Source organism: Streptomyces sp. R-74717 (assembly GCF_047305335.1).
Taxonomy (GTDB): Bacteria; Actinomycetota; Actinomycetes; order Streptomycetales; family Streptomycetaceae; genus Streptomyces; species Streptomyces atratus.
This window is the reverse complement of record NZ_CP102361.1, coordinates 8662969-8673359: the sequence shown is the minus strand read 5'-3', so window position 1 is coordinate 8673359 and position 10391 is coordinate 8662969. Positions and strand designations below refer to the sequence as shown.

Annotated in this window: 1 protein-coding gene and 1 pseudogene (1 of these 2 running past the window's edge); one reads left to right on the top strand and one right to left on the bottom strand. The window is 68.2% G+C overall.

Features of this window, described 5'->3' with window-relative positions:
• Positions 1–13 precede the first annotated feature (13 nt).
• Positions 14–4615, bottom strand: coding sequence for an amino acid adenylation domain-containing protein (locus NRF20_RS39380; RefSeq protein ID WP_413754114.1), 4602 nt, complete (start codon positions 4613–4615; stop codon positions 14–16).
• A gap of 352 nt (positions 4616–4967) precedes the next feature.
• On the opposite strand from NRF20_RS39380, the pseudogene NRF20_RS39375 reads away from it, so the two are divergent.
• Positions 4968–10391 (top strand): annotated as a pseudogene (locus NRF20_RS39375) (SDR family NAD(P)-dependent oxidoreductase) (its annotated part continues 22977 nt past the right edge of the window); the annotation flags it as partial.

Here is a 10391-nt window from a genome sequence, read left to right as displayed (position 1 = left end):
TCGGGCATGGGCGCTAGCTCCTTATATGGGTGTGTACAGCGTGTGTCTCGGATACGCGCGCGTGAGGGGTGGCGGAGACGACTTGCAAGGTCGATTCCAGCGCGTACAGCAGATTCCGAACAGTGGCAGACTCGAACAGAGATTCGTCGAAGACGACGGTGCCGTGCAAGGCGCCGTCATCGTCGAAGAACCACATCCCGAGTTCGCCGTTCATGGGGCCCAGACGATCGCTCTCGATCATCCAGAATCGGCTGCTGGTGACACCGGGGAGGACGAGTTCGGAGGCGAGCGAGCTGAGCAGCTGGAACTGCACCAGTGGCCGGGGCAGTTCGGGCATACTGGCCCGCATCAACGCGTAGGGAAGGTCCTGATGGGTGTGGGCACCCAGCATCGCTGTGTGCACGCGTCGCAGGACCTCGTGGAACGTCGGATCGTCGGATAGGTCGACTCGTATGGAGGCGACCTTGGCGAAGAAGCCGATCAGGTGGTCGATCTCGGGCCGGCCACGATTGGCGAAGGGAATGGACACCAGAATGTCGTCCTGGCCCGACAGCCCGGCCGCCGCGAGCGCGAAGGCGCCCAGCAGGATCTCGTACGGCGTCGTGCCCTTTGCCTCCGCCAGCCGCCGTGCCGCGGAGGTCGCCTCCGGAGAGATCGTCCAGGCCAGGGACCGGCCGTTCGAGCCCGTGCCCTCCGGTGGTGTGCGGGCGGGCAGTCGCAGCGCGACAGCGCCCGAGAGGTGCTCACGCCAATACGCTTCGTGTTCCACGCCCGCGGGTCCTGACATCACGTCGTGTTCCCACTGGGCGAAGTCCGCGTACGTCGTGGTGATTTCCGGCAGCGCGGCGGCGGGACCACCGGCCAGCTCGGTGTACAGGGCGGACAACTCGCGGATGAGGACATCGAACGACCATCCGTCGCCCGCGATGTGATGCAGCATCAGCAGAAGGACGCAGTCGTCCTCGTCGACCTGGAGCAGGACGGCGCGCAGCAGGACGCCCTCCGCCAGATCGAACGGGCGTCCGAGTTCCGCCCTGGCGGCCTCCGCTACCGCCGCCTCACGGTCGGCCGCGTCCTTCCCCGTCACCCGGACGAGGTCGGCCGTTACCGGTGCGGGATCGCGTACAACCTGAACGAAGCCGTCGCCGTCGTCGCGAAAGCCGGTGCGCAGCGGTTCGTGGCGCGCGACGATCCGGGTCAGGGCGCGATCGAGTACGTCGCGGTCGACCTTTCCGTGCAGCCGGAATCCGTACGGGCTGACGGGTTGCACGGCGTGATCCGGCAGCGAGTCGCCCGTCCGCAGGATCTGCTGCTGGGCGGGCGAGATCCGTGCGGGCGTGCTCCGGGACCGTGCCACGAGGGCGGGCACGGGTGTCGTCCGGGCCGAGTTGATCGCCTGGGCCAGCAGCGCGGGTGTCCGGTCGTCGAACAGCGTACGAAGGGGGAGTTCGCAGTGCAGTTCGGCGCGGATACGCGAGACGACGCGGGCGGCGAGCAGGGAATGGCCGCCGAGCGCGAAGAAGTCGTCGTGCACGCCGACGGCAGGCACCTCAAGGACGGAGGCGTAGATATCGCAGATGGCGGTCTCCGCCGCGTTGCGCGGGGAGACCCGCGAGGAACGGACCGTCGACCACTTCTCCGGGTCGGGAAGCGCGCGCCGGTCGGTCTTCCCGCTCGTCGTCAGCGGCAGCTTGTCCAGGACGACGAATGCGGACGGCACCATGGCCGAGGGAAGCAGCCCCTCGACGTGGTCGCGCAGTTCGACGCCGATCTCCTCGGAATCGGAAGAGGAGTGGGTCACCACATAGGCGACCAGGCGGTCCTCGCCGAGAGCGTCGTTCCGTACGGCCACCGCGGCCTGGGTGACGGCCTCGTGTTCCGACAGGGCCGTCTCGATCTCGCCGAGTTCGATCCGGATGCCCCGGATCTTGACCTGGTTGTCGATCCGGCCGAGGAACTCTAGGTTTCCGTCCGGCAGCCGGCGGGCCAGGTCACCGGAGAGGTACATCCTCGTCTCCGAGCCGATTCCCTCGGTGATGAATTTCTGCCGGGTCAGGTCGGGCCGAGCCAGGTAGCCCTGGGCGAGGCCGATTCCGGCGATGCAGAGCTGCCCCGGTACGCCGTCGGGCAGGGGCCGCAGCGCGTCGTCGAGGAGGTGGATGCGCGTGTTGTCGATCGGTGGTCCGATGGGCGCCGTGGCCGGCCAGGTGGAGACGTCGACGGGAAGCGTGTAGCCCGTGACGAGCTGGCTCTCGGCCGGACCGTAGTGGTTGTGCACCCGCAGTAGCGGGCGCTGCCGGCACAGCTCGCGCAGCTTCTCGTCCAGTACGAGAGCCTCGCCGCCCTGGCAGAGGTGCCGCAGGGCCGACAGCCCGGTTCCTCGTGGGTCGACTTGCCCGACGAGCGCGCGCAGCACCGTGGTGGGCGCGTAGATGCGCGTGATCCGGCGGTCGTCCATCCACTCCGCGAGTGCCGCCGGGTCCAGCCGTACATGGTCGGGGGGAATGACGAGGGTGCCCCCGAGCAGCGCGGAGAAGACTTCCTGAACCGAGTAGTCGAAGGTCGTCGTGACGAACTGGGCGGTACGGCTGTCCGGCTCGCGGCCCATCGTGCGCTCCTGCCACAGCAGGAGGTTGACGACGCAGATGCCAGGCATGAGCACGGCCTTGGGGCGGCCGGTGGAACCGGAGGTGTAGATCGCGTAGGCGAGGCTGTCGCGATCAAGCACCACGTCGGGCACGGTGTCGGGCTGTTCGTCGATGCCGGGGTCGTCCGGGCGGACGATGTCGCGGACCTGCTCGAAGCGGGACCGGTACGCGTCCCGCGTGATGACCGTGGAGATCTGGGAGTCGGCGAGGACGAAACGGGTCCGCTCGACGGGATGTTCCGGGTCGATCGGTACGTAGGCCGCACCGGCTTTGAGGATGCCGAGTATCCCGACGATCATGTCGGCGCCTCGGTCGAGGCAGAGTCCGACGAGTGCGCCGGGGCGCACGCCCCGGTGGATCAACAGGTGCGCCAGTTTGTTGGCGCGGCTGCCGAGTTCGGCGTACGTCAGCGAGACGTGCTCGTCGATGACGGCGGTGGCGTCAGGGGTCCGGGCCGCCGCGTTCGCCAGCAGTTCCGGAAGCGAATCAACCGGCAGGACCCGCTCGGTGTCGTTCGACGCCACCGCCGCCAAGTGCGTATCGCCACCTGGCGTGAGCGGGATCGTCGAGATCGGATCGTCCGGGTGGTCGAGCACACCGCGGAGGACGAGCGTCATCTGATCCAGCATCTGTTCGATACGGAACTCGTCGAACAGGGCCCGGCTGTACCACATGTTTCCCGTCAGCCTGTCGCCGGCGGGATCTTCGTAGACGTGGAACTCCAGGTCCATGCGGGTGAAGAACTGGTCCATGCCGAAGGGTTCGACGGTGGCGCCGGGCAGCGAGACGGGGTTCGGCAACAGCGGCAGAAGCTGGAAAAGTGCCTGCACGACCGGGTTGATCGCGAGGTCGCGCGGCGGTGCCAGCCTCTCGACCAGGAGGTCGAACGGCAGGTCGGCATGAGCGAACGCGCCGACGGCGTTCGTACGCGTCCGCAGCAGAAGCTCACGGAACGTCGGGTCGCCCGACAGGTCACCGCGCAGCACCGCCGTGTTCACGAACATGCCGATCAGCCCCTCCACCTCCGCGCGGTTGCGGTTGGCGACCGGGGTGGCGACCGGGACGTCGTCGGTACGCGCGTAGCGGGACAGCACCACCTGGAAGGCTGCCAGCAAGGTCATGTACAGCGTGGCGCCGGTCGCCCGGCTCATGTCCTTGGCGGCGGTCACCAGCTCCGTCGGCGGGCACCAGGACACGCTTCCCGCATCCGCGCTGCCGATCGGCGGACGCGGACGGTCGGTCGGCAACTCCAGTACCGCCGGAGCGCCGCGGAGATTCTCCTGCCAGAAAGCCAGCCGCTTCTCAAGCCCGGCGCCGGACAGCACCCCGCGCTCCCACTGGGCGAAATCCGCGTACTGCACCGGGAGTTCGGGTAGTCCGGCGTCCGCTCCGCGCAGCAGCGCCGTGTACTGCGCCGACAGCTCCATTTGCAGAATGGCTAGTGACCAGGCGTCGCAGGCCACGTGATGCACCGTGAGCGCCAACACGTGATCGTCTTCCGCGAGCCGTACCAGCAGCGCTCTCAGGACCGGGCCGGTGCGCAGGTCGAACGGCTCGGCCGTCTCCTGCCGGACCAATGCGCGGGCGTGCTCCTCGTCCCGGGCATCCAGTTGCCGCCACCCGGAGACGTCCCCGTGCTGGACGCGCTGGCGCGGTTCGCCGTTCTCCGCGTCGAACACGGTCCGCAGCGCCTCGTGCCGGCGGACGACGAGGCTCAGCGCCCGCGCCAGCGCCGTGCTGTCGAGCGCGCCCCGCAACCGCTGCACGATCGGCAGGTTGTAGGAGTTGCTCTCGGGTTCGATCTGATGCATGAGCCACAGGCGCTGTTGCGAGAAGGACGCCTGAAGCGGCTCCTGGCGATCCACCGGCCTGATGCCGTGTCCGTTCGGCTTGCGCCGGAGCCGCTGCGCCGCGGAATTCGCAAAACCTGCTCTCCCGGACCCTGGGCGGGGACTTTTGGAAGCCATTCACTTCTCCCGAGAAAGGATTATTGCTACCCGTAGCGATGAAATATTCACGGTCGGTGACATGGCCCGAGTGCGCCGTGCGTCAATCGAATGCCTCGGGTGCGGCCCACGCAACCCCTAGTCTGCCTGCTGAAATACACATAGGGGGTCGGCAAAACTAGGGGGTGGCGCTGGGCTGGTGCCGCATGGAGAATATGCTCAACGAGCCGCTATTGTTCCGATTCGATTATCGGTAGTGCATGGCTGGTCGTTGGATTGCGATCCGGGTTATGTTTGAGCAATACCGCACTTCACCGGAAGGGTGCGAATGTCGCACGCGAAATTGATTCAGCCGATTTATGATTTGCTTCGCGTGAATGCCGAACGTCTCGGCGACAAAATTGCTTACGCGGACTCGCGGCATGCTCTGACCTACACCGAGCTGGAAGCGCGGACCGGAAGGCTCGCCGGGCACCTGGCGGACCTTGGTGTGGAACGAGGCGACCGGGTCGCCATTCTGCTGGACAACCGCGTCGAGACCATCGAAAGCTATCTGGCGATCGCCCGCGCCAGCGCGATCGCCGTACCCCTCAATCCGGCCGCGGCCGGGGACGAGCTTGCGCACTTCCTTTCCGACAGCGGCTCCGTGCTCGTCATCACCGACTCCGCCCACCTGGACGACGTGCGGCTCGTCGCCCCCGCGGTGACCGTCGTACGGGTGGACGAGGACCCGGTTCCCCCGGGCGTCCGGTCCTTCGCGGAACTGGTCGCCGTCGAACCCCGTACGCGGGCCCGGGACGACCTGGGGCTCGACGAGGCAGCATGGATGCTCTACACCTCCGGCACCACCGGCACCCCGAAGGGCGTCGTGTCGACCCAGGGCAGTGGCCTGTGGTCCGCGGCATTCTGCGACGTGCCCGCCTGGGAGCTGACCGAAGAAGACGTACTCCTCTGGCCCGCACCGCTGTTCCACAGCCTCGCGCACCACCTGTGCCTGCTGGCCACCATCACCGCCGGTGCCACAGCGCGGATCATGAACGGGTTCGTGGCGAGCGAGGTGCTGAACGAGCTGGAGAAGCACGCGTGCACCGTGCTCGTGTGCGTGCCGACGATGTACCACTATCTACTGGGAGCCGTCGGCGAGGCCGAATCTCGTACGTTCTCACTGAAGTTGGGCGTGGTGGCCGGCTCCGTCTCGCCGCCCGCCCTCATCGAGGGCTTCGAAAAGGCCTTCGGAGCACCGCTGCTCGACACCTACGGCTGCACCGAGACCACCGGGTCGCTCACCGTGAACTGGCTCAACGGGCCCCGGGTTCCCGGCTCGTGCGGCACCGCCGTCCCGGGAGTCACCCTGCGGTTCGTCGACCCCTCCACCGGCGCCGACGTCGCCGACGGCGAAGAGGGCGAACTGTGGGCGAGCGCGCCGAGCGTCATGACCGGCTACCACGGTCAGCCCGAAGCTACCCGCGAGGTACTCACGGACGGCTGGTACCACACCGGTGACCTGGCCCGCCGCAGCGAGACCGGACACGTCACCATCACCGGCCGGATCAAGGAACTCATCATCCGAGGCGGTGAGAACATCCACCCGCAGGAGATCGAGGCCGCGGTCCTCGGCCTGCCGGGAGTACGGGACGCGGCGGCGGCCGGCAGGCCGCACCCCGTACTGGGCGACGTTCCCGCCCTGTACATCGTGCCGGACGCGGACGGTGTGGACGCCGACGCGGTGCTCGCCGCCTGCCGCGAGCGGCTGTCGTACTTCAAGGTGCCCGAGGAGATCTACCGGGTCGACGCGATACCGCGGACCATGTCGGGCAAGGTCAAGCGGACCTGCCTCACGGAAGCGCCGGCCGAACTGCTCGCCGGAGCCAGCGGCAGCGACGCCCTGTACCGGCTGGAATGGGTTCCCGCCGAAACGCCGGGCCCGGCCGCCACCGGCGGACATGTGATCGTACGCGTCGCGTCCCTGCGGGCCGACGGCACCGAACTGGCGGGAGCGGCCCGCGACCTCGCGCGGTCATGGCTCAGCGACGAGCGGCGTGCCGGGGCGACCCTTGTCTTCCTGACCGGCCGCGCGGTGAGCGCCGGCCCGTCCGACGTCCCGGTCCCGGAGCACGCGGCAGTGTGGGACGCGATCCGCGACGAGCAGACGGAGAACCCCGGGGCCTTCGTCCTCATCGACCTCGAAGAAGCGGAGACCGAAGAACCGGAAGCCGGCGACCCGCAAGCCGACACCCCGGGAGCCGACGACACACGACTGTCGACTCTCGTCGCACTCGGCGAACCGCAGATCGCGCTGCGCGACAGCACACCGCTCGTCCCACGACTGGCACCTGAGAGTTCCACCGCCCTCACCACCCCCGCCGCGCGCGCGTGGGTGCTTGAGCCTGCTCGCAGCGGCACCTTGCGCGAACTCGCACTGGTCGCCGCCGATACCGATGCGCGGCCTTTGCGACCCGGTGAAGTACGGGTCGACGTACGCGCCGCCGGCCTGAACTTCCGCGACGTTCTGATCGCGTTGGGCACCTATCCCGGTGACGGCGTGATGGGCGGCGAAGCCGCGGGGGTCGTCCTTGAGGTCGGCCCCGAAGTGGACGACCTGAGCGCGGGCGATCGGGTCTTCGGCCTTGTCACGGACGGGTTCGGGCCGGTCACGATCACCGATCGCCGCCTGCTCGCCGCGATGCCGCAGGACTGGTCCTTCACGACAGCGGCCTCGGCCGCGATGGCCTTCGCCACCGCCTACTACGGGCTGGTCGAGCTGGCCGGGCTCAAAGCCGGCGAGTCGGTGTTGATCCACGCCGCCACCGGTGGCGTAGGCATGGCCGCAACCCAGATCGCCCACCACCTCGGCGCACACATCTACGCGACCGCGAGCAGCGGCAAACAGCACCTGTTGCGTGCCGCCGGAATCGACGACGGCCGAATCGCCAACTCCCGTACCACCGACTTCCGGGACGCGTTCCTGGACAGCACCGGCGGCCGCGGCGTCGATGTCGTATTGAACTCCCTCAGCGGTGAATTCGTCGACACCTCACTCGACCTGCTGGCGCACGGCGGCCGGTTCATCGAGATGAGTACTGATATTCGTGACGCGGGCCGGATCGCCGCCGAGCGGCCGGGCACCACCTATCAGGCATTCCACCTCGTGGATGCCGACCCCGACCGTTTGCGCGAGATCCTCACCGAACTCCTCGCCCTGTTCGACCAAGGCGTCCTCAACCCGCTGCCGGTACAAGCCTGGGACATCCGCCAGGCCCGCGAAGCGTTCAGCTGGATGAGCCGCGCCCGCCACACCGGCAAACTCGTCCTCACCATCCCCCAGCACATCGACCCCGACGGCACGGTGCTCATCACTGGTGGGTCAGGCGGCCTGGCCGGCGTCGTTGCGCGGCATCTGGTGGCGGACAAGGGCGCACGCCGTCTGCTGCTGCTGTCCTGCGACACTCTGGACGCGACGCTTGCCGCGGAGCTGACCGAGTCGGGTGCCCGGGTGGACACGGCGGTTTGCGACGTGTCGGATCGTGCCGCTCTCGCGCAGGTACTGGCGGGTGTATCGCCTGAACATCCATTGACCGCGATCGTCCACGCGGGTGGCGCCGCCGTCGCCGACGAGAGCCGCCAACTGCACCACCTTACGAAGAACCGCGACCTCGCCGCCTTCGTCGTCTTCAGCCAGGACGCGCCCGCCGCCACCGAAGCGTTCGCCGGAATCCGCCGAGCCGAAGGCCTGCCGGTCACGACGATCGCCTGGGGCATCCCCGAAGCCGAACCGGTCGTGGTCGGCCAACACCTGCTGGACCGCGCGATGGCCTCCGCCGACCGGGCGCACATCGCCGCGCGGGTGAACACCGCCGGCCTGCGGGCCCTGGCCGCCGCCAACGCGCTTCCGCCCGTGCTCAGGAATCTGGTCGGTGCGGAGACCGACGGGACCGGGCATCAGGACTGGTCGCGTCAATTCATGGTCGCGGAGGCAGCGCGACAGCAGGAATTGCTTGATCTGATCCGTACCACCGTGATGGAGATCCTGAGCCTCCCGACGACGGCACGCTATTTCCCTGACCGGACATTCCGCGAGAACGGCATCGACTCGCTGACCGCGGTGGAGTTGCGGAACAGCTTGGCGAAGACCACCGGGCTGCGGCTGCCAGCCACCATGGTGTTCGATTACCCGACCCCGACCGCATTGGCCGGTCAGATGAGGGAGCTGTTCGCGGGCGAGAGCCCTGTGCAGGCGCCGGTGGCGGCGTCGGTGTTGAGCCAGGACGAGCCGTTGGCGATCGTGGGCATGGCGTGTCGCCTGCCGGGTGGGGTGTCGTCGCCGGAGGACTTGTGGCGGCTGGTCGAGTCGGGTACGGACGCGATCTCCGGCTTCCCGACCGATCGCGGCTGGGACATCGAGAACCTGTACGACCCGGACCCGGATGCGCTGGGCAGGACGTACACCGTGCAGGGTGGCTTCCTGGACATTGCGGGGTTCGACGCGTCGTTCTTCGGGATCAGCCCGCGCGAGGCGCTGGCCATGGACCCGCAGCAGCGTCTGGTGCTGGAGGCCTCCTGGGAGGCGTTCGAGCGGGCCGGCATCGAGCCGGGTTCGATGCGGGGTAGTGACACCGGCGTGTTCATGGGCGCCTTTTCCTCCGGCTATGGCGCGGAGCATGAGGGTTTCGGTGCCACTGCCGGTGCGGTGAGTGTGCTGTCGGGCCGGGTGTCGTACTTCTTCGGGCTTGAGGGTCCGGCGCTGACGGTGGACACGGCGTGTTCGTCGTCCCTGGTGGCGCTCCATCAGGCCGGCTATTCGCTCCGGCAGGGCGAGTGCTCACTCGCCCTGGTCGGCGGCGTGACCGTGATGCCTACCCCGCAGACGTTTGTGGAGTTCGCGCGGCAACGTGGTCTGGCGGTTGACGGGCGTAGCAAGGCGTTCGCTGACGCGGCGGACGGTGCGGGCTGGGCCGAGGGCGTCGGGGTGCTCGTGGTCGAGCGTCTGTCAGACGCTCGGGCCAAGGGCCACCAGGTGTTGGCGGTGGTGCGTGGTTCGGCGGTCAACCAGGATGGCGCGTCGAACGGTCTGTCGGCGCCGAACGGTCCGTCGCAGCAGCGGGTGATCCGGCAGGCGCTTGCCAACGCCGGTCTTTCGAGTGCTGATGTGGATGTGGTCGAGGCGCACGGCACGGGTACGAGGTTGGGTGATCCGATCGAGGCCCAGGCGGTTCTCGCGACTTATGGTCAGGACCGTGAACAGCCTGTTCTGTTGGGTTCGTTGAAGTCGAACATCGGTCACGCGCAGGCGGCTGCGGGTGTGTCGGGTGTCATCAAGATGGTGATGGCGTTGCAGCACGGTGTTGTGCCGCGCACGTTGCATGTGGATTCACCGTCGCGGCATGTGGACTGGACCGCCGGCGCGGTGGAGCTGGTGACGGAGAACCAGCCGTGGCCGGTGATGGAGCGGGCGCGTCGGGTGGGTGTGTCGTCGTTCGGGATCAGTGGCACGAACGCGCACGTCATTTTGGAGAGCGCACCGGACCCGGATCTGCCGGTGGTGGAGACCGAGGAGACTCCGGCACCGGTCGTGGCGTCCGACGTAATACCGCTGGTGATCTCGGCGAAGTCCCCTTCGGCTCTTGTTGAGTTCGAGGGCCGGCTGCGTGCTTACCTGGCTGCTGCGCCTGGGGTGGATGTGCGGGCGGTGGCGTCGACGCTGGCCGGGACGCGGTCGGTGTTCGAGCACCGCGCTGTCCTGTTGGGTGACGACACGGTCACCGGTACCGGCACTGGGCCCGGCGCTGCGGTGTCTGGT

Bases quoted from the DNA above. Each gene is read 5' to 3' on its own strand.
- NRF20_RS39380 (WP_413754114.1), bottom strand. From the start codon at position 4,615: ATGGCTTCCAAAAGTCCCCGCCCAGGGTCCGGGAGAGCAGGTTTTGCG.